Origin of the sequence: Rhodocytophaga rosea (genome assembly GCF_010119975.1) — a bacterium.
Lineage (GTDB): Bacteria > Bacteroidota > Bacteroidia > Cytophagales > 172606-1 > Rhodocytophaga > Rhodocytophaga rosea.
Genome location: NZ_CP048222.1, coordinates 196,445 through 217,587, shown reverse-complemented (window position 1 = coordinate 217,587; position 21,143 = coordinate 196,445). Strand labels below are relative to the sequence as shown.

The following is a 21,143-nucleotide window of genomic DNA, read 5'->3' as shown; positions in this document are numbered from 1 at the left end:
TCCTATGGTTTTAATTTATGAATAAAAGATGTCTCAAAATTACGGTAATTGCCCCCAAAACAATTTTACTTGTCAGCTGATAGTTGCTTCTTTTAATATTATCATTAATAAACTCTAGAAAACCTAGGCATGAAAAAATATCACACTACTTGAAATGATCAGGAATTGCAACTGAATATACATTTTTATTCAACTGAATAGAATTATATACAATAATTGTTTTAACTCTCTAATTTAATGGCTAGCCTTATTTGCATTTGACATCTTTGTCTCAAGCTTAGCTATTTTCAGACATCCACTTCATATAAGTTTCCGCCATCATTTTCTGCCCACTGCTTTGTGCTTGTTTTATTGCTTCCGGAAGCCTTGTTAATACAGCCTTTGCCCGTGCTACTCTATTTGGATTTGAGGCTTCATCCTCGTCGTCATCTAACATTGGCTTCAAGGTAGTTCCATTATTTTTTCTTTTTTTTGCTGCGAAGATCACCAGACGTGCATGTTCAATAACTGAAGGAGTAATAATATCGGGAACATCAAGTAACTGCCAAGGAACAACCTTACCTTCCTTTTCAAGTAATTCAAAAAGAGCTGCAGCATCACGAGCTATTACTTTACCGATTTCTGAATCTTTAATAGCTGGGTCTTCTTTTAGTCTTTCCTCAAGGTCTGACCACTCTCCACGTGGTTCATGACGGATGCCCCAGTGCTCTCTAGGAATGTGATGTACAACAAAGTTAACGGCGCGTTCTATCCAATCGAGAGGGTGTTCTGGGGTTCCTTGATGATGTGCTGCCAGTCGGTGCGCATCCATTGCATTTTGAACGCCCCCCTTTACATCTCCCCATTTGTATAAAGACGCGGATATATGTGGATTAAAGAACCCTACATTGATCCAAGCTCCTTGATCTAAAGAGTTAACATAGTTCTTGTACCATTGATCCGCTTCGTTAGAAAGCCGGCTTTGTAGATGCTTAGCTAGAACTACTTCATCCATATCATGGCCAGCAACATCTCGAGGATGCCCTATTGCGTCATGTAACACTACTAAATCACGAGCATGTGACCAGGATAAAATCATTCCTCGACGCCATGCTTTAACATCTAGAGGGGGAATTTCAGCGAGTTCCTTCGAGAATAAAAAAATTCCCGCTTCAATCACATGTTCAATTCTATTTATAACATTATCAGGGATAACTGCCTCTATCATTTTATCGAACTCATCAATAGGTATACTATTGGGAGATGCAGATACATCAAATAGAACTTTATGCCCTTTAGCAAGTTGAGTTCCATCAAGCTTGGGATCGACATTACGTGGAAGTTGCCAGAAATGGCCCTCCTTATCATAACCTTCATATGTTCCCCTTGTACCCTTTTTGTTCATGGTAGTAAATCGTACAATTCAGAAATATCTCTATTTTTTACTAGTTTTTCCACAGATTTCATTAAACCGTTCCAATTACTATCTCGGTTGGCACCTATTGAATCATAAGTAGCTGAAATTAACATCCGTTTAGCCTGTTCGATAACAGGATGTTCTTGTGTAAGAACAGAGCCAGGTATTTCGCCAATCTCATCAATAAGGTTATTGACATCTTCTTCAAGTTTCTTCTTCATTAATTCAAAAAGCTTTTGTCGCTTGGATTCCAATGAAATTGGAAGAGTCCCCTCAAAGTACATGCGATCCATTTTCGCAAGAAGAGCTGCTCCTCGTCCAAGTGGTTCACCTGCTGCAACATTTCGAATTTCAAGAACCTCTTGCACCCTTTCCTTTTTGAGTTGGCCACGTAACCCAGTATCTGGATTATAATCATGTAAACTTGTTCCAATACCTACACCATCAACACCAAGATACGTACACTCCTTCATATGGTGTGGCTGCAACCCTGCTGATATATATGTTTCGAGTCCTCTTTCATGAGCAAGATGAATAAGTTCAATTAATTCCTCATATGAAAGCTGTTCCACGATAGGTATACTTGGTTCTTGATTTGAAGATCCATCCCAAGTAACTTTCTCAAATCTTCCTTCAACTGCAAGATCAATTCCAAGTCGTGCTATTTCAAACTTATTGCTAATTTGTTTAAGATTACCATCCCGATCATCTATAATGGGGAGATTTATATTGAACGCAGCCGACAAATATTGTCTTGTAGGATCGCGCACAACATTACCTGCAACAGCTCGCATGAATTTTGTTGCCTCTGAAGATGTCATACGTTCAATACCAATTTTGCAATCTGAAACTCCATTCATAAACATCGACGTGCAAGCACCTGATGTCATATGTACACTTTTGAGTAAGTCGCGAATGACGTTTCCACTTTCAAATATTGGGCGACCTATGAATGCTGTACAAGGCGCGGCAGTACCTGTATGTAGGCGTACTCTAGCAGCATTGATAATAGCTGGCAGACGATATGGCTCAAGCTTCTCTCTATCACGTTCTCCATCCCTATCGATATGTTCTATATGAATGACCGTACCGGCAAGTAAAAGAGTCGAAGAGCAAGTTACTTGAATGTGGCCTTCACCTGGATTGGCCACCGATAAATTTGTTTGATACTTTCGAAAACCAGATATACCAATGCTCTGATAGGCGGAAGGAACTTGCACTCCTCGATCTAGAAGGCGATAGGCAGCCAGCACAGCAGATCGCTCATCCTTAGTTAATGGTCTTTCCATTTTCCGTACAACAGCAATCATATTTGCAACAGCTGCGACAAAAGCCTGATCGGACATATCTGCTTTAACTATGTCAGGTGGGATACCACCAGTGTCATTACCAATCTCCCTTGCTTCTATATATATAATATTTTCACCTGCTCTAATGGAAAAATTGTCACTACTAGTATCAGTATCGCCTTTGAAGCCATGAATTTCAAGAAGTTCTAGATAACTCTCTAGTAAAGCCTTAACTGATTGTGCCTCTAACATATTTTGACCAAGACTAACAGACTTTTCTGATATGTCTTTTAAACTTGGAAATTCTTTGATGATTTCTTTTGCCAACTCAACTATTTGACTATAAAGCTCATGAAAAGATACCTGCACAATTAATGGTGGCGGGAGCCGCTTCATGAAGCCCCCAGCAGCTAAGCTTTCCTCAATTTCCTTTTTGTAGAGAAGCTGCCGCTTTGTTTCCTCTAGAGCAAGTCGTCTGAATTCTCCAAGAGTAACAGGTCTTTCCAAGCTAATATTTGACATAAACTAACAATCATAAATGTGAATTAATATATTGTACTACCATTGATATGGTCAATCTATCTCTTTTAAATTACGTAGTCATATTTTTTTATATTTTGAATAAGAATATACTACCACCCGAAATATTTAAATAATGTATAAAAAAATATTTTCAATTAATATCTGGTTCTTTCTTAGAATTAATCCGAAGCTTATAAAACATAAGTAAATTTTTCTAATTTTAGATTGATATCCCCTTCTCTATCAGCATTGTAAGGTAAATTCTAAATAAGAAATATTCTGAAAATAAGTTTCAACTAACCTCTTCCATTATTGAATTGAGAGAAAAGTCCTTTCCTAGCTAAAGGAATATAGCATGAAAACAATTAATCTGTTTTATTTTTCTCAACTAAGTTTGAAATAAGATTAACAACATCTCCTACTGTTTTTGATTCAAATAGTAGGCTTGGTTCAAATCTTAACCCAAATTCCATGTCTAATGTCTCTTTTAAAATGAGTATATCAGCATAGTCTTTAGATAGATCTTCAATTTTATGGTCATTCGATAATAGTTTTTCCCCAATAATTTGTTTGACCTTTTCTTCAATTTGCGAGCCCATAATCTAAGTTTATATTATATAAATATTTATAGTATATCCACTTGCATGTATATTTATTAAAAATCATTAAGAATTACTACACTCCCAACATCTGATTCAAAAGACGTAATTAGACTCCAATCATAGTCGATGGGATCAAAATCATTCTCAATCATATTATTGATTACAGTATTAACTTTATTTGCTGCTGTCTCATGATTCATTTCAGTTATAATCATTCTTTGCTCAACTGTACTATTTGATTGTTGATAGTACTTTTTAAGCTTATAAACAAATGTTATCATTTATTGATAGTCGTATTTAAAATGTTTTATTTAAACTTTGCACAATAAAAGTGCTATCTAAAGTAGATACAAGATTTAATATCGTATGAGGCAATTTGGCTCTCTACGACATATATTGATGCTTTAAACCTAAAAAGTTATCTATTTTAAAGATTGATGATTGCTATATAAATTTTAGTATTTACCTTCTTTGAAAATTCATTTATTTAAAATAGCTCTTCTAATGCATTGGCTTTGGGGATAAGCTAGTCTTATATATTACAAGCTAATCATGACTAGGTCAATAATATTTTCGTTTGAAAACTTTTATTGCCATATTGCATTAAGCAAATGGGCGAGATTCTCTGCTGCCAATCTCAACTGTTGCGAAACAATTGGCTTACAACGAGTGTCATAAATATTTTTTCCTTCCCAGGTTACACTATATTTACCTCTGCTCAACTTTCTATCAATTTTTAGAGAATGATATGCACTTTGTGCTAGCAATAGTGAGTTTGTCGCCCATTGCTCAGCCCACCTGTCCAGTGGAAGATCATTTGCTGGCTCAGCTACAACTATATTATTTCTGTTTCTAGCTCTTTCCTGCCAAATCATTGCCATAAGTTTAGCAATAAATTGGTTCTTTATTTCTAATGAAGTGTAATTATCCATTTCCTTAACTAAAGAGCTTATCTCAATGGATCCGGATTCTAAGCTATGCTCATCGGTATGGCTATCAATATCACCTGCTAACCTACTGTCCCAATATGAATGTAAACTAATATTTCCACTTATGGGTAACACTAAACTGTTACCACCTGTATCGCTTTTTAAATTTCGTTCGATGATTCTTTGAGGGTCAAAAACTAACTCTGGCAAGCTACCTGATGTATCAATATAACTGCATCCAACATGGATTGGCTGATGCACATCTCCAACAAGATGAGTTAACCAGCGCAAAGCATTAAGTTCACTCATAATATTCGAGTTTTGCAGCAATACACTTACAGATTTACCTATCATCTGTACAACATCATCTTCACGTGTAAATATCTCATAATCTTCTCGACTGTAATGGGCTGCTCCAAGTGGAAGATTGACGTAATGCCAAACTCTGTGAATATCACCTGGGAAATCATTTAAAAACTTAACAGTGTCCGGATCATCATTGGAAGTTGGCGTATGACGTTTAATTTGGTCTGCCCAGCCTGCAATATCTTGCAAACCAACATTCCCAAGCGGTGCTAGAATACGTGCAATTTCAATTCGGGCCCGTTGACTTAGTAATTGAGCTGCTGCACCTGCAATTAATTCATGACGTGAAATGCCCCAAAACTCACTTCCATAAAGTGTTGTATAATTTCTGGTTAATTGCCTTTCGGCCTCGTTTTGAACGACAGTTGGTTGAATTGTTCCCATTGGAGTTGCTACAAGCGCTAGAGCTTGTTGGACTGCAGCATCTGCATCAATGCAGCCATAACCAAAATAAATTGAATGTCCATTTTCATAAGATGCTGGATTACCTATGCGACGTGCAGTGCGTTCAAGAATTTCTTTAACTTGTAAAGAAGTTAGGGAGGGATTTACCGATAACAGCAGTGCACAAACACCAGCAACAAGCGGAGTAGCACTGGATGTTCCTCCAAATGTTCTTGTATAATCACCTGCTTCATATCCTGCTTCATAAGTTACACCTCCAAACTTGAATGTTCCTCTCACATCAGAAGTTAAGATTCCTCTACCACCTGATCCGCTTGATGGGGCACAAATAGAAATCTCTTTGCCAAAATTTGAATAGTTTGATTTTTCATCGCGGCTATTACAAGCGGCTACGGCAATCACATCTGGATGTGTAGCAAAACCATCAACAGTGCCTCCTTCTGGATCATTAATATCATGATTAGAATTCCCTGCAGCAAAAACAATGACACAGCCTAAACCATTGCGACCTAATTTAGAACATTCTGTAATAGCTTCATCCATCTTAGTAGAAAGAGTAAAGGCATCAGTTGAGACGCCCCAACTGCAACTGACAACCCAAGCCCCTTGGTTAGCAACATAGTTGAACTGTTCCTTAACAGTGTCATCAGAAATAGTTCCAGTCCATCTAACTGGCATAAACCGACAATTTGGAGCTGCACCAATTATCCCACCAGCACTAGCATTACCAATAGCAACACCAGCGCAAGCCGTCCCGTGATAATCTCCGTATCTTGAATCAGGATGAAAATCTCTTGGAGCTGGATTATTGGTATTAGTCTTAAAATCCCAGGGTGCGACTACCTTACTACTACCTGCTAAATCAGGATGAGAAAGGTCGAATCCGTCATCAATAACAGCTACAATGCAAGCTGAAGACCCTAATGATTGCATTCTTTGCCAAGCCGCTACAACACGAGCATCTGCCCCTGCTTTCAATCCTAAAGAAGTACCAAATTGAATACCATTGTTTTCCAAATGCCACTGCTCTTTCAGATAGGCATCAGATGGTAGCTGAAATGCGAAGAGTTTTCCTGGGGTTGCCAAATCAGGTTCAACAAGTGAAACAATTCCATTATGTTGTTGTAGCTTTTCAGCTACCTTTAATGGATTTAATGAATCCGGTGTAGTTCTGACAGTGAAAGTCTCGACTTTTGTACCATCACTTTTTTGTTTGATTTCTGAATCAATTATTTCAAGTTTATTCTCATCTAAAATCTGCTGTCGTTGTTCATTAGTCGATTCAGGAGTAAAACGTAAAGTGATTTTGCCTGTTGGTACGATAGGCGCAACATTTTTAGGTGTATGATAAACATGAGAACCTGCATCAACTAAATAATGTCTGCGAAGCTGATTGAGCGTTTTTTCCATACCCTCTTTAGTACTTTGAACTTTTATAATTTGGAAGCCGCTGAGATCTGTCCCCATATCTATTTGGGTTGTTTCCGTTGGTGCAATGGCTAATACCTCACCAACTTTAGCTTGAGAACTAGTTTTTATTGCAATTAAATTATCACTCTTGACTAGTTTAACTGTACCTCGGCCACGTTTTAGGGTTACTGTTTCCATTATTACACATTTAAGTAGATTATATTGAGCTACATTTTTATTCGGTATAGCTACAAAGTTTTCATTTAAATTTCATTTATATTTATAATGATACTCATAGAGAAGACAGTCTTATAAATAAATATTTACATTAAATAAATAAAATAAATGAGACTATTTGTTAACTAAGATAGCTTCTACTACAAAGTGTATTGTTCAGATGAATTATAAGTGTATGATGTTACAATTTTTAGAAAAAATATTAAGCTTGCAATACCTATAATTAGGTATTTTTAAAAACTTGTGGTGCTAAAAGCTCTATAAACAATTAACTTTGGTCTAAAGAATTCTCTATTAACAGCATGTTACGAACTAATCCTACCATTTAAGATAAAGCTATAAAGTCCTAATTGATTTTGGCTTATTCAATTTTATTTTTAATATGATTACAATACCTTATACATGATCTTTTAAAGAGAAAATTCTAAAGACGAACTTATATTTCAATTGTTTTTTATTGCACTTATGTTTCTTCAGAATATCAACTCTCTAATTATCAATAAAATTAATTTATGTAAAGAAAGATGTTAAAAATCTAAGGATTCCGCCTCAGCTACTACACCTAAATCACGCAGATTTTGATCGGTTTGCTGTATGGTTAAATGACGGCAATGCTGTTTTACTTTTTTGAAATCTTTAGCTCTTCTATATAAGTTTATGGCTCCTGTATACTTATACCCATAAATTGTTTTAGATATAGAATTTTGATTCTCTTGGAAATTTGTACTGAACGTAAATAGCATCCTCAATTTTTAAAGCCTCGTTACCATTTCTCAGATAAAATGGTTTAGAATTTAAATCACGAACTACAATCAAATCTTGAATGGGTAATCCGATTGTATTTAAGTCAAAAGTCAACTCTGACTTTTGACTATAGAACCAAACAGTAGCAAAAGAAGTAGTTGCTGTAATAATGATTTCTTCAATCTCATATTGGTTTAACTTCGATTTTATATCTTTCGAAAAACTAAGTAGGATTTCGAAAACATTCTTGGTACTGCTTAAAGCTAGTAATCTTGAATTACCCCTCTGCCAGTCGAAATTACCTCCTGAAACATACCAAGCCCATCTGTCAATGCTATTATGCTTTACAGGATTTTCAAGTGTTCCAGGAAATTGACCTCTTGATTGTTTCATATCAAACACACCTTCATGTGAATATGTGTAAATCCGTCCGACTAAACTATTTTGTCTGGCCTCATTATATAAATCGACTGTTGGATAAACAATTAGTGCAACCTCATCAGGAAGTTTTAAATTACTATCTAAGTTTAAGACAGCAGGTAAGTAACCATTAAGACCTAATGGGGCTAAAACATAAGGAGTTCCTGGCATGAATGTCTCTCCTAACTCTTTATAAAAAGTAGCCTTTTCAAGTCCCTCTTTTTTATAGCCCCAAAAGATTCGAATTGAATTTGGATTGGCAGTTAATTTCAGGTTGCTATTCGGATTCATTCTATTTGCAAATATTTAAAGTTTGTTTTCTACTTAAAGCGGCTAATGTAAGATGTGGATTTGTTGCTCCAATAATTGGAAAAACAGAAGCATCAAGTACATAAATATTCTCACAAGTGTGAACTCTTCCGGCTTTATCTGTAACTGATGTCTTTGGATCATTTCCCATATCAAGTCCTCCTGCTTCATGATAACTACCACCGAATGATGCAAACCTTTCTTCAATAATGCTCAGGTTTAATGATGCTCCAATAATTGAAACTTTTGATTTCATTTTCTGCATCATTGACCTGTCTTTGTCAGAATGAGAAAAATGAACAATAGAATTGCCTATGTTATCAGTATTAAATGCAACAAAATTATTATCTGATTTCTCTGTTGCCGCAAATGAACGAATCATTATGTGATATAATTCTCGATTATCAGGTTCCCATGATTGTTCGTTGTCTGTCGCAAATAAATATCTGCCAGGTGCATGAATTTCTATCTGCTCGCTATTTTGACTTTCACTTGGAATAAAAATGGTTGCAGCATCTTTTTTTGAAGAATCAAAAAAGGATGAACCATCCCAAAAAGTTCTGTAGAAAAGATGTTCCTGAATACCTTTACCTATTCTGTAGTGAGGGTCGGGAACATTTGAATTTTTAAGTAACTTTATTGATTCTATTCCTCCACCAGCAACAATAATTATATTCGCCTTAAATTCCACTAGTTGTGTTTTGTTTATACTAGCTATAACTCCTGTAGCATTATTTGTAATAGAAAGATTTATTTTCTTAACAAAACTATTACAAAATATATCAATTAACTCTTTCCTGTCTTTCTGAAATGTATTTCTAAAAAAAATTCCCAAGGCAGATGATATTCCAGACGGCAACATGCCATAATATTCTTTGGAATCATTAAAGGCGAAAGGTGCAGAAATAGCTTTCAAATCTAATTTTTCATTGATGGTATTGATTGCCTTTTGTGCTAAATCTGTTCTTCCATAAGAATCTGAGACTCTGAATTCTTTTTCAGCCCATTCATAATAGGGAATCATTTCTTCATAACTAAGTTGCCATCCATCAAAGTCATGCGGTTGAAATCTTGGGGATGCACCATTCCAAAATAACCCCCTACCTCCTAAACAACTAAAGTTCGGACCAAAATTGTTTCCATCTGGCATCTTTTGAGTGTATTGAAAGGAACTCCTAACGGAATCAGTTAACTCTCTTTGGAAGCGTAATTCAGTGTTTGTTAAGTGAGTTAATAGAGAAAAAGAACCCGCTTCAAACAAGGCAACTTTTTTCCCATTTTCGATTAAGGTTAATGCCGAAAGCAAACCGGAAGTCCCTCCTCCAATTATGATTGCGTCATAAACCTTCTTTGAGGCTGCCTCTATATTTTCAGGTTTAAAATCAATGTCAGTTCTATAGATCATAATTATTTATTAAGTAACTGTTTCCATCCTGTAACTAATTTTTGCATGTAATATTCTAGAATTTCGTCAGAAACAGAATCAAGTCCGTTTGGTGAAATTAAATTCAGTATTTCGTTGCTTGCTAATTTGATTTCTTCAGATGAGTTATTATTTAAACTTGAAACCAAGAAGCCAGCCTGTAAAAGTGAGTGAACTAATTTTATACCTTTTTCAGTTGGTTCCATTTCAAAAGGAAGAACAGGGTCACGGATTAATACATTACCAACTGCTATTCTTTTAGCAGTTGTTGATGTTGTAAAAATTCCAAATACTTTCAGTTTTCCGAACTCATAGGCCTGTGAATATGTAATCCCACCAGACCAAAGAACTTTTATTTTTAGATTATTAGCATGGTTTAATATGTCCGGAATATCACTCATTGATAATACACCTACTGTATCAGTGTCATTAGTTTTTAAAAGCCTTCTCCTCACAATTCTGTCAGGGCAATCAATTAATACTGTATTAACACCAATTTTTGAAACCATTTCAAGCCATTTCAGAAGCCCTTCTTTTATGCTATCTCCAAAATATAATCCTCCTTTTGAAAGCAGGGGTATATCCACATAAAACGCTGGAATGGCTGTCCAGTCAGTAATCCATTGCTGAATACAAGTAATCACTTCTAGTTGTTCTTCAAGTATTAATGGAACAAGTCCATATTTACCTGCATTAAGTCCAAATGATTTTGCTGCATGTAAACCAGCCCAAGCTGTTCTTGCAGCAGATTCTATGTCAATGCAGTATTTGTATCTAAGATTTACATTTTTCTTTTTCGCCTCAATAATCAATTCGTTCAGAAATGATGCTTCGATAATATTCAATAAACCATTTGAGCTTAGTCTTCTTCTTCCATATTCAATAATGTATCCGTCTATACATAATTCCTTGATTGTCAATTCGCTAGTAAGATTTATAAACTTATGAAGAGTATCGGAATGTTTTTCCTTGGAAATGATGTCTTTAAATTCAATCAATAATGTGATACGATGAATTTCATCATCGCCGATTTTATTTTCTAAGCGTGCTTTGCTTATATCACTCAATAATGAAAGAAGGAATTTTTTAGAATCTTCAACATTTACGTTAATGCGTACTTTTAATGGTCTTAGTATTCCATCTGGAGTTTGAAGATAAGGTTTGAATATTTCTAAAATATGATCTAAGAGTTTTGTCTTATCATTAACATAATCAGATAGAAGAATTTCGGGATACTGTTGGTAATATCTTGTATTTAATCTAACACCGACATTAGTTGAACAATTGGTTTTACTATCTGCTGCCTCTACAATAACTTTATATTCTTCCAAACCAATTGGGCATTCACCTGCGCTGGTCATTCTTTCTCCGTCAATTATTATCCCTACTTTATTTATATCATTATCATTAAATGCAATCATCTTAGAAGACGTTTGTGCGACTTGAGCAATAATATTTGCAGCACTACCTTCATCGCTTACACCTAATAGAGGACAATAAGTATCGGAATCATACTCTGAAAGATTTTTAGCCCATTGATTAAAGTTTTCCATATTTATTTTTGAGATTATTGGGTTTACTAGATAAAAGCGATTTTTATTGTGCGATAACAAAAATTAAAATAGAATTTCATTGCGAAAATATTACTGTCAAAGCTGTGAATTGTGGGAAAACCGGGAGGCTTTTTCATTGTTCACAACTCAATGGCATCTGATGCTCTGCAGGCAAAGGCTACTGATATCAAATATTCGACGGTATTACGTGTTTAAAATAATTGTAGGCCTTGCTCCATCTGCCTTACTTCATCATTAAGATCAAACACATAAGCGTCTAAACCTAACTACGGTAAGTGCCATTGAGTCTCTCTACAAAAGCATTTTGCATAGCTTTTCCTGCTTAATCTTAATATAGATTAGGTCTCTCATCTTGCATTGTTCTTTAAAAATAAAATTGAAAAAGCTTTGGAGCTTCCAAATGAACACTAAAGAATATGATAAAAGTTATAAAGCTTTCATAGAAAGGAAAACAAAATAACTTCAATTCTGCTTTTTATATGGTAGAAGATAAAAAACAGGAAAAGCTTAGTTCTTGATTCTCTAAATAAAGTTATACTTGAGGAAATTATCACAGTTTATATAATATATTAAATATATCAACTCCACGTATTGACATATTTATCATAAAAATAAAGGAACTCAATCAGATTGAAATATTTTTTTAATCTATTTGATTTTAAATATTAAATGCAATTTCCTGACAGCAGATATGTAATTCAAGTATATATATATATATTCTTCTTGTCAATACCTAGAATTAGGTATTTTTATAAAATAGAGATTATATTCAATATTTTTTATGGCTGTACGTCGTCAGCTAAAAGCGGACAAATGAAGTTCTCCATAAAAGTGGTGGGAAGGAAAAGAGTATATTTAACCCAGAGTTTATTAAAAGTATTATTCGTTTAACGATTGGAACAAACCACTACCAGAAAAAAGGATTTCTATTCCAAATTCATCGGGCAAAAGGAACCAGTGAATGGATTTGAGTACTGGCGCAACAGGATTTATTGGTACATGGAATATTCCCAATTTGGTATCAAGTGGGCAGCTATTTATGATAATAAAAATTCAAATCGGGAAAAAGAACCTGTTCTCACTATTTTAGGCAATGGTTTAGAATTTGCAAACCCTCCATCTACTAATAGTTTAAATACAAGATTAGAAGTGCTCAAATAGCATTTTCAACTGATATATACAAAAGAAAGCAGGAGTATAAAATATCCTTGCTTTCTTTGCTTCCAAAAAGAAAAGTAATTTATTTAGATTTTTAACTAAGCTTAAGGGCGTTATATGTGAGGATACGAGAGAGGGAAAACATTTTTCAGGTATTTACAATTTTTCAAAATATTTGTAATTTTCTATTGTCGTCATAGAGTGGAAATGTGGGTAACTCTAGTAGGGCTATAGGGTAGTGGAGTTATCCATATTTCCACTCTTCTCACTTTTAGCTCTTACTGTCTATGACAACTCAACAAATTCACTCTATCAAAGCCAGAGAGACCTGGCTGAAAGTCTACCAAGATTTAGGTTCTGTTGCCAAAGCTGCCCGTCGTTGTGGCATAGCCCGTTCCACTTTATATAGATGGATAGAACGATTTAAAGAATTGGGTAAAGAAGGATTAAAAGATAAGTCCAAGCGTCCTCACAAATTATTCAGACTCAAAGTCACAGAGGAGCAGGAGCAACTCATTCTTTCGATTAGAAAAAAGTATAAGTATGGACAGAAAAGAATTAGTGCTCATCTACTTAGGCATCACGGATTAAAGCTTTCTAGCACGACCGTCTGGCGGATCTTGCATAAACATCAAGTGGCACCTGTAAAGAAAACTCGCCGCTCAACAAAAAGAAAAAGATATAATCGGCCTGTACCCGGTGATCGGGTGCAGATTGATGTAACCAAGATAGGTCCTAAATGCTATCAATTTACAGCTATTGATGATTGTACCCGCTTACGAGTGCTACGACTATATCCGGATAAAACAGCGGATCGATCTCTTACTTTTCTGAAAGAAATTATCAAAGCTTTTCCTTTCCCCATCCAACGCATTCAAACGGATTGGGGAACAGAGTTCTTTAACTATCTTTTTCAGGAAGCCCTGGCTGACCATTGCATCAAATTCCGGCCCATCAAACCTCGTAGCCCACACCTGAATGGGAAAGTGGAACGATCACAGCAGACGGATAAAGTAGAATTTTATAGTGTGCTCAACCTGAAGGATAAAAGCTTGAATCTAACAGGAGAGCTCACTCAATGGGAAGAGTTCTATAATAAACAAAGAATGCATTCTTCTCTACAAGGTAAAACCCCTTGGGAGAAATATCTGGAGGTACAACAGCAAGTACCTACCCATGAGCAGATACGGCAGCTGTATGCGCAGAAGAAGGAAGATATCCTAGCCAGAAATTATACTTTTATTCAATGGAAGAAAAAGCAGGCTTTGTCTTGACTCTCTCAGGTTACGACACGTTATATAAACCTCCATTTTCCTGAAATTCATAATTAGGCAAATGGAGAAATTATCATACTTGCCAATTTATGTCCGTTTTTACAAAAGTTTTTAAAATTACCGACCACAATATACTAATTCACCCACCATTCCTACATACACCCTATTTGTAGTAGTTATTATTTATTTAAACCAATTTGAAGGTATTTCAGAATTGATCATTGATTTCGTAAGAGAAGTACTTTCAAAAAGTATTTTATAAACTTTTTCCATAGTACTTACATCATGGTGTGCATGCATTGATGGAGAAGACCAAGGGTCATTTATTTCAACCCATTCACCTTTTTCAAACCAATCAATACTATTTAATTTAACAGTTTTTACTCTTGTATCTGAAATGTTTTTATGAGCTAAATACCATTCATCTATTATGCTATCCACCCATTTATGTAATCTCCAAAAAATCGGGTTTACATGTGATGAATATGTCTCTCCTAAAAAATTATACTCAACTGCATCCCATTTTTTATTGATGTCATTAGGTTCTCTTCCTAACGATAACAGATTGCCGTTTTCTGGGTCTTTAGGTTGACTAGCCCATCGCATATGCATGTCATTGTGAACTGAAGTTTCTAATAATGCACCTAACTCACCAAGGGTTATCTTATTTAAAAAACTATGGTCATGAAATTGTCTGTCCCACCACCTCATTCTTGACCAGTAGAAATCGTCTGATTTAACAATTTTAAATCTTCTTTCTAACCATTTTAAATTCTCAGGTAGCTCCCATTCATTAGGTATTGCAAACTCTTTATAACGTCCTGGTTCAGGTATTACGTCCCACCCTATATTAGGATCATTATTTGATGCAATCATAGCATTATCAAATTCTAAAATCATTTCACGATGCATATATAAAAAATCTATTCCTGAACCATTTTTGGTGTAAGGCATCCAACCACCTCTTAAATGCTTTAATGCAGGTCTAGGGGGAACCCAGTTTAAATTTTCAATTTCTTTTTTTTTACTTTCTGATAATTTGTCCCATTCATCTCTTAGGCCATGCCACAAGGCATGATGCAATCTATGCATTCTCGATGCAAAAAGGTGTGTTACACTTTCTAGGAGCGGTATGCTATTACTTTGTTCGACAAAATTATGATTATTCATATTTTATTTAATTTTTGGTGTTGTTACTTAATTTTAGTTAAGGTACCTTATGAGCAACAGTAAAAAACAATCTAGCATTAGCTAGGATTTGGAATAGCAAACATGTAACTATAAAGATAAAATGCAAAGAATTAAAAAATAATATTCATTCGTATCTACCAAATCCTAAGAAAAAATACCTAATTATAGGTATTGACAAGTAGCTTTCAAAGTAATATTATTGGGTAAATAATTGAAAGTATACATCCCTTACATAATTTCTATTTTAAGTTCTCAATTTACTAAGCATCAACTTAAATAAAGGAAGTTGTTAAAATGATTTATAATTTCCTCTAGAAGAATTGAACTTCTATGTCAATAGAAGCTACCGTACATGTATGTCTGCTAGAATATGTTCAAAAGCTATGGGACTGGTCTTGGCAGGTAGTGCTCAGAAGTGATGAAGGGAAAGGCTTCAAAGTTCTGCCTAGAATGTGGGTGGTAGAGCGTACATTTGCCTGGATTCTCAATGCCAGACGATTGAATAAAGACAATGAAAAGAGTAGACGCAATAGCCAATCAATGGTCTATTTAGCCATGATACCAATAATGATTAACCGCCTTAAATAGGTTTTAAAATAGCTTCTAAGTAAATATGTGCCACTTTCACTTCCAACTTTTTCTTCTGTTGCTGAGTTAGCAGGTATCTCTAGAGTATATGGTGGATTTCATATTCAAACAGATAACATTGATGGATTGGTATTAGGAAGAAAAATTGCTTCAAGAGATTGGAAAGTTATTGAAATGTTATTTGATGGTAAGATAGCTTAATGTAATTCTAAAGAGAAGATTTTGTTGGGTGTGAGAAAACTTATAAAAGATGCTTTGTCTTTCTTCACCAAAGAAAAACGATATAGGTAGTCTAAGTTTTATAAAATATTCTACTACTGTAGAAAATGATTATACAAGTTGAATGGGTTAAGGTAGGTCTTAGCTAAACCTTAATTGATCTTCAAAAGAATACCATTTAAAAAACAAGTTTATAATGAATTTGAATCTGTTAAGATACTCTTTACAATATAAACCTTAAATCGAAGCAATAATAAAATAACCATTGATGGATATCAAACACAGTTCAAAAAATTATGATCTGATAATTGTTGGGGCAGGCCCAGTGGGACTTGCCACTGCTTATCATTCTGTGAAAAGAGGATTTAAAGTTTTAATAGTTGAACAATTTGATTTTTTAAATCAATTATCAAGTTCTTCAGGTTCGACACGACAATTTAGACTTCAATACGCAGAAGATTATATGGCTAAGCTAGCCATTGAATCAGTTAATTATTGGGATGAGCTTCAAGCTAATAGCAATGAGATTTTAAGGACAAAAGTAGGTAGTTTATGGTTTGGTGTAGAGGAGTCAAATTCAAGTGAGGGAGAGATTAAAGAGGCTATAAAAACTATGTCTAAATTGAATATTGTTTATGAATCTTTAAATAAAAATGAGATTGAAAAGAATTTTCATTTTAGAAATCTACCTGAGAGTTATACAGGTTTCTTCCAAAAGGATGGAGGTACAATAAATGTAGCTGCAACAATAAGAACTTTAAGGAGACTATGTGAGAATACAAATAATATAACTTTCCTTTTTAATGAAAAAGTAATAGATATAGTTGCAACAGACATAGTTAAAATTAAAACAGAAAAACAAGAACTTATTTCCGAAAAGTTATTAATAGCTGCTGGCCCTTACGCTAATGACTTAGTAAAACATTTAGGTGTTTCTCTTAAATATGAGATTTGGCAAATGGTTTCAGCTTATTTCAAAATTAAGGATTCTACAAAGGACTTACCCTCTTGGTTTGTTTATGAGGACTATATAGCAGAAGACCCTGGCTATTATTATGGGTTTGAAAATTGTGAATGGTCTAATCCCAGTTTCCTTCGAGTAGCACCCGCCTTTGCAAATGATATTTTTATCAATCCAAATCAAAGGAAGTCTATACCTAATCCCACTGATCTTAAATTAACCTCAGATTGGGTAAAGAAGAGACTTCTATTTTTAGATCCTACTCCTCATTTTATAACTACTTGTCTTGCTGCAATTCCAGAAAGTGACAAAAAGAAAATGTATTTAGACTTTTTAAATAATAATGGAAAATTAAATAAGAATGTATTGATATTTTCATGTGGGTGGGCTTTTAAATATGTTCCTATACTTGGCAAAATATGTTCTGATCTTATTGTAGACGAAAATACTAATTATGACATAAGCCACTTTGGGATCTATGATGAAATTTCAATGTCCTCAAAAGTCTCTTCAAAAAGAAGATTACCATTTTAAATAACATAAATTATGTCATTAAGTTTAAAGAAATTTGATTTCAGCACTCTACAAACTGATATTGCAATAGTTGGAGCAGGTATTTCTGGACTATATTCTGGTTGGAGATTATTGAATGGAGAATTTAGGGGAGCGTCGAGGTATTCTGGCATGAACCCCACTGTATCTATATTTGAAATGAGTAACAGGGTAGGAGGGCGACTTTTCTCTGTAAAGAATTATCCAGGAATGACAAATATAGTAGCTGAACTGGGGGCATGAGGTATATGGACCATCAAAAAATTGCATACAACTTAATCAATAATGTATTTAAGTTGAAAAGTGAAGACTTTCCCATGGGTGATAAAGATAAAAATATAATTTATCTAAGAGGTCAAAGATTTAATGAGTCATTGTTTGGAAGGACTGGGTTTATTACTAATTACAATTTGAACGAAGCATTTCAGGGAAAACATCCTGATGATTTATTTACCTTTATAGTTAACAATGTACTTGTAGATAACAAATTAGATGCAGGGCCTAAAGACAGGCAAACTTGGGATAAGATAAAAGAAAATCTGACTTATCATAGAGGTCCAGATAAAGGAGAGAAGCTAAGTAATATGGGTTTTTGGAATTTAATAAAAGATCAGATCGGTAATGAAGGATACAACTATTTATCTGATGCAAGCGCTTACTACTCAAATACAATCAATTGGAATGCAGCTGAGGCAATGCCTTATATAATTGGAGATTTTGTAGGAGATGTAAAATATAATACTATTGAAGGAGGATTTGATAGAATTGCTGAAGAACTTGCGAAGGCTTTTATTGTAGAAGGTGGTGAAATATTCATTGAAAGTCAATTGATAAATTTTAGACATAATAAGGATGATAAATATCCCTATAGATATATATTAGAAATAAGAAATACTACAGATAACATTGAGCATTTTGTTTATTGCAATGATATAATATTGGCAATGCCAAGAAGGTCACTTGAGTTAATTAATCAAGATAATTGCCTTTTTGAGAATGGTGAAAATGTTGAGCTATTACATAATTTAAGATCTGTCCTTGGTGAGCCTTCTTTTAAGCTTCTAATGGCTTTTACTGCTGAGCCAAATCAAAAACCATGGTGGTATAATGAATTAGGAATAACGCATGGTAGATCAATAACAGATTTACCAATACGACAGTGCTACTATTTTGGCTCAGACCCATATACACATGCTTCCCTCATGCTTGCAAGTTATAATGATATGAGAACAGTTGACTTTTGGAAACCTTTAGAAATATCGGATCCTAGCAAAGCAAATTACAAATCATCAGTTAATTCAGAAAGTGGATTAGAAAGATTTACTCCTAAATCAACGAGTTTTGTTTCTAAAAAAGACTTGGAGATTGCAAGTAAAAAATATAAGCAAGCACCTGAACGAATGGTTGCTCATACTTTAGATCAGTTGAGAGAAATGCATGGTTTAAAATTTATAGAAGAGCCGTTTACTACAATGTACGAAAATTGGAATGATGACCCTTATGGTGGTGGTTACCATGCTTGGAAGGCAAGATACGATGTTGGAAAAGTAATGAAGTATATGAGGCGGCCCAAGCAAGATGAAAATATTTATATATGTGGCGAAGCGTACAGTGATCAGCAAGGCTGGATTGAAGGAGCTTTATGTGTTGCAGAAAAGATGATGCAGGATGAATTTAATATGTCTAAGCCATCAGAATGGTTAGATGATAACTATTATTTAGGACGATAAAGGTTATTTAGAGATAATATTACACTATTAATCTCAAAGCTAGTATAACTCTGATTTTATCTCATTAGCTAACGCTATTCAGAATTTATTTTTAATCGATATTGTGGCTTAAACCTCATTAAGCTCTATAAGAGTACTTTAACTAATGCTAATGCATTAAGATTCAACCGAGAATATACCTGTTTAACCTTTAGTGTATGAAATGATTTTCTATCAGAAATAAAGTTTGCAAATTATAAATTATATCAATTATGAAAGGTTTAAAAGCAAAAATTGAAAAGCATCCAGAACGGAATACGCCTCGTCGTTTTTATGACATAGAATCTAATGCAAGCAATGAAAAACCAGAAAAAATTGCTGAAGAAATTTTAGGAAGTATAGCTCCAAAACTTAAGATTAATCCTGATTTATCACAATTAAAATTTGATAAAACTAAAGAAAGTATTTTAGGACATCATGTCTTATATCAACAATATTTTGAAGGTGTTCCAATTTCAGGCGCATGGATAAGAGTAGATATAGATCCTGAAGGCAAAGTATATAATATAAATAATGATTTAGTGCCCGAGACTGTTCTCAAAAGAGCTGAAAAATTAAATTCAAAGAAGGCAGGTGGAGACGCATCACCTAATATGCCTCAACTGGACGTTGAGGAGGCAAAAAAACGTGCTCTAGAAATAAGTGGTGCTAAGGCAAATGATCTTAGTGAAATATTAGAATCTGAACTAGTTTATTATCCGAAAGAGGGTGTTCCAACTCTAGCCTGGAAAATAATTGTTAAGTCTCAAAAGCCGGTTGGAGAATGGAAGATCTATCTTGATGCAATTACAGGAGGAATCATAGATAAGATAAACATGTTACGAACATTAGAAGGTCAAGGCAAAGTATTTGATCCAAACCCAGTTGTTACCTTGAAAGATACATCACTTGAGGATAATGCCCAAATACCAGATGCTGCCTACCGTTTAGTACCTCTAAGAGATTTAAGTAACAGTGGTATGCTCGATGGCCCATATGTAACAACAAAGCTCACACCAAATAGAGTAAAAAGAAGCGATGCTAAGTTTATATTTAGACGAGAAGAGCGCGCTTTCAAAGAAGTAATGGTATATTTTCATATTGATCGGGTACAGAGGTATATTCAACAACTAGGTTTCACTAATATTCTCAATCGTCCAATAGAAGTCAATATAGATGGAATACGTGAGGATAACTCCTTCTATAGCCCTAGCACAAAGTCATTAACCTTTGGTACAGGTGGGGTTGATGATGCCGAGGATGCTGAAATAATTCTGCATGAATATGGACATGCAATTCTAGATGATCAAGTTCCAGGATTTGGGCCAAGAGGAGAAGCACGAGCTATGGGGGAAGGTTTTGGAGATTACCTGGCAGCAAGTTTTTTCTCAGACAACAAACCTGATGTACTCAAGCCTACGGTAGGAAATTGGGACGCAGTAGCTTATAGTGGTGCAGAACCACCATGTCTGAGAAGACTAGATAGCAACAAAAAATATCCAAAAGATATAGTAGGTGAAGAGCATGATGATGGAGAAATTTGGTCAGCTTGTCTTTGGGAACTACGTAAAGCACTTGGTGGAAGAACATCCGATCAGTTAGTGATAGCTCATCATTTTTTACTTACTCCAACAACAAAATTTGAGGAGGCAGCTAATGCATTGATTACAGCAGATAAAAGATTGAATGACGGCCGCAATGAAAATACAATCCGGGATATATTTATCCGTAGAGGTATTTTGCCGAATCCCAGAAGAAAAAATAAGCGTGCAGGTGTGCCTTTTGAAGATATTAGCCTTAATGGAAAAGGTATCTAAATTTTTATA

At 34.6% G+C, this 21,143-nt stretch carries 16 protein-coding genes; 8 read left to right on the top strand and 8 right to left on the bottom strand.

The window, feature by feature from the left end; all coding sequences use genetic code 11:
- Positions 1–277 precede the first annotated feature (277 nt).
- The 7 genes from GXP67_RS00980 to GXP67_RS00950 all read right to left on the bottom strand — a co-directional run bounded on the left by GXP67_RS00980 (position 278) and on the right by GXP67_RS00950 (position 11,605).
- Positions 278–1,384 carry a hypothetical protein gene (locus tag GXP67_RS00980; RefSeq protein WP_162441433.1) on the bottom strand — a complete coding sequence of 369 codons (1,107 nt, stop codon included), beginning with the start codon at positions 1,382–1,384 and terminating at the stop codon, positions 278–280.
- The gene (locus GXP67_RS00975) at positions 1,381–3,207 is read right to left on the bottom strand and encodes a hypothetical protein (protein WP_162441432.1); all 1,827 of its coding nucleotides are present in this window, start codon (positions 3,205–3,207) and stop codon (positions 1,381–1,383) included. The genes GXP67_RS00980 and GXP67_RS00975 overlap by 4 nt, the downstream gene beginning before the upstream one ends.
- Positions 3,208–3,572: 365 nt before the next feature.
- Entirely contained in the window at positions 3,573–3,806 is a 234-nt protein-coding gene (locus GXP67_RS00970; RefSeq protein WP_162441431.1) for an acyl carrier protein, read from the bottom strand.
- Between the two features lie 590 nt (positions 3,807–4,396).
- A complete protein-coding gene (locus GXP67_RS00965; RefSeq protein ID WP_162441430.1) occupies positions 4,397–7,117 on the bottom strand; it encodes a S1/P1 nuclease in 2,721 nt (906 codons plus the stop codon).
- A gap of 729 nt (positions 7,118–7,846) precedes the next feature.
- Positions 7,847–8,611: a hypothetical protein gene (locus GXP67_RS00960; protein ID WP_162441429.1), complete on the bottom strand. Its 765-nt coding sequence runs from the start codon at positions 8,609–8,611 to the stop codon at positions 7,847–7,849.
- Between the two features lies 1 nt (position 8,612).
- Positions 8,613–10,034: a GMC oxidoreductase gene (locus GXP67_RS00955; RefSeq protein ID WP_162441428.1), complete on the bottom strand. Its 1,422-nt coding sequence runs from the start codon at positions 10,032–10,034 to the stop codon at positions 8,613–8,615.
- Between the two features lie 2 nt (positions 10,035–10,036).
- Positions 10,037–11,605 (bottom strand): hypothetical protein, encoded by a 1,569-nt coding sequence (locus tag GXP67_RS00950; RefSeq protein WP_162441427.1) that lies wholly within the window; start codon positions 11,603–11,605, stop codon positions 10,037–10,039.
- A gap of 915 nt (positions 11,606–12,520) precedes the next feature.
- Here GXP67_RS00950 and GXP67_RS00945 point away from each other — a divergent pair.
- Both GXP67_RS00945 and GXP67_RS00940 read left to right on the top strand, forming a co-directional pair.
- The gene (locus GXP67_RS00945; protein WP_162441426.1) at positions 12,521–12,787 is read left to right on the top strand and encodes a hypothetical protein; all 267 of its coding nucleotides are present in this window, start codon (positions 12,521–12,523) and stop codon (positions 12,785–12,787) included.
- Positions 12,788–13,071: 284 nt separating this feature from the next.
- Positions 13,072–14,058 (top strand): IS481 family transposase, encoded by a 987-nt coding sequence (locus GXP67_RS00940; protein ID WP_162441425.1) that lies wholly within the window; start codon positions 13,072–13,074, stop codon positions 14,056–14,058.
- Between the two features lie 183 nt (positions 14,059–14,241).
- Here the strand turns inward: GXP67_RS00940 and GXP67_RS00935 are convergent, their stop codons facing one another.
- Positions 14,242–15,228 carry a hypothetical protein gene (locus GXP67_RS00935; RefSeq protein WP_162441424.1) on the bottom strand — a complete coding sequence of 329 codons (987 nt, stop codon included), beginning with the start codon at positions 15,226–15,228 and terminating at the stop codon, positions 14,242–14,244.
- A gap of 351 nt (positions 15,229–15,579) precedes the next feature.
- Between GXP67_RS00935 and GXP67_RS00930 the strand changes: the two genes are divergently transcribed.
- From GXP67_RS00930 to GXP67_RS00905, 6 genes are all read left to right on the top strand, one after another.
- The gene (locus GXP67_RS00930; RefSeq protein WP_162441423.1) at positions 15,580–15,837 is read left to right on the top strand and encodes a transposase; all 258 of its coding nucleotides are present in this window, start codon (positions 15,580–15,582) and stop codon (positions 15,835–15,837) included.
- Between the two features lie 27 nt (positions 15,838–15,864).
- Positions 15,865–16,038, top strand: a complete 174-nt coding sequence (locus tag GXP67_RS00925; protein ID WP_197901622.1) for a hypothetical protein — start codon at positions 15,865–15,867, stop codon at positions 16,036–16,038.
- A 286-nt stretch (positions 16,039–16,324) separates the two neighbouring features.
- On the top strand, positions 16,325–17,551 hold the full coding sequence (locus tag GXP67_RS00920) for an FAD-dependent oxidoreductase (protein ID WP_162441422.1): 1,227 nt from the start codon (positions 16,325–16,327) through the stop codon (positions 17,549–17,551).
- Positions 17,552–17,563: 12 nt separating this feature from the next.
- Positions 17,564–17,812, top strand: a complete 249-nt coding sequence (locus GXP67_RS00915) for an NAD(P)-binding protein (protein ID WP_162441421.1) — start codon at positions 17,564–17,566, stop codon at positions 17,810–17,812.
- A gap of 5 nt (positions 17,813–17,817) precedes the next feature.
- On the top strand, positions 17,818–19,299 hold the full coding sequence (locus GXP67_RS00910) for a flavin monoamine oxidase family protein (protein ID WP_162441420.1): 1,482 nt from the start codon (positions 17,818–17,820) through the stop codon (positions 19,297–19,299).
- Between the two features lie 251 nt (positions 19,300–19,550).
- On the top strand, positions 19,551–21,134 hold the full coding sequence (locus tag GXP67_RS00905) for a M36 family metallopeptidase (protein WP_162441419.1): 1,584 nt from the start codon (positions 19,551–19,553) through the stop codon (positions 21,132–21,134).
- The last annotated feature ends 9 nt before the right edge of the window (positions 21,135–21,143 follow it).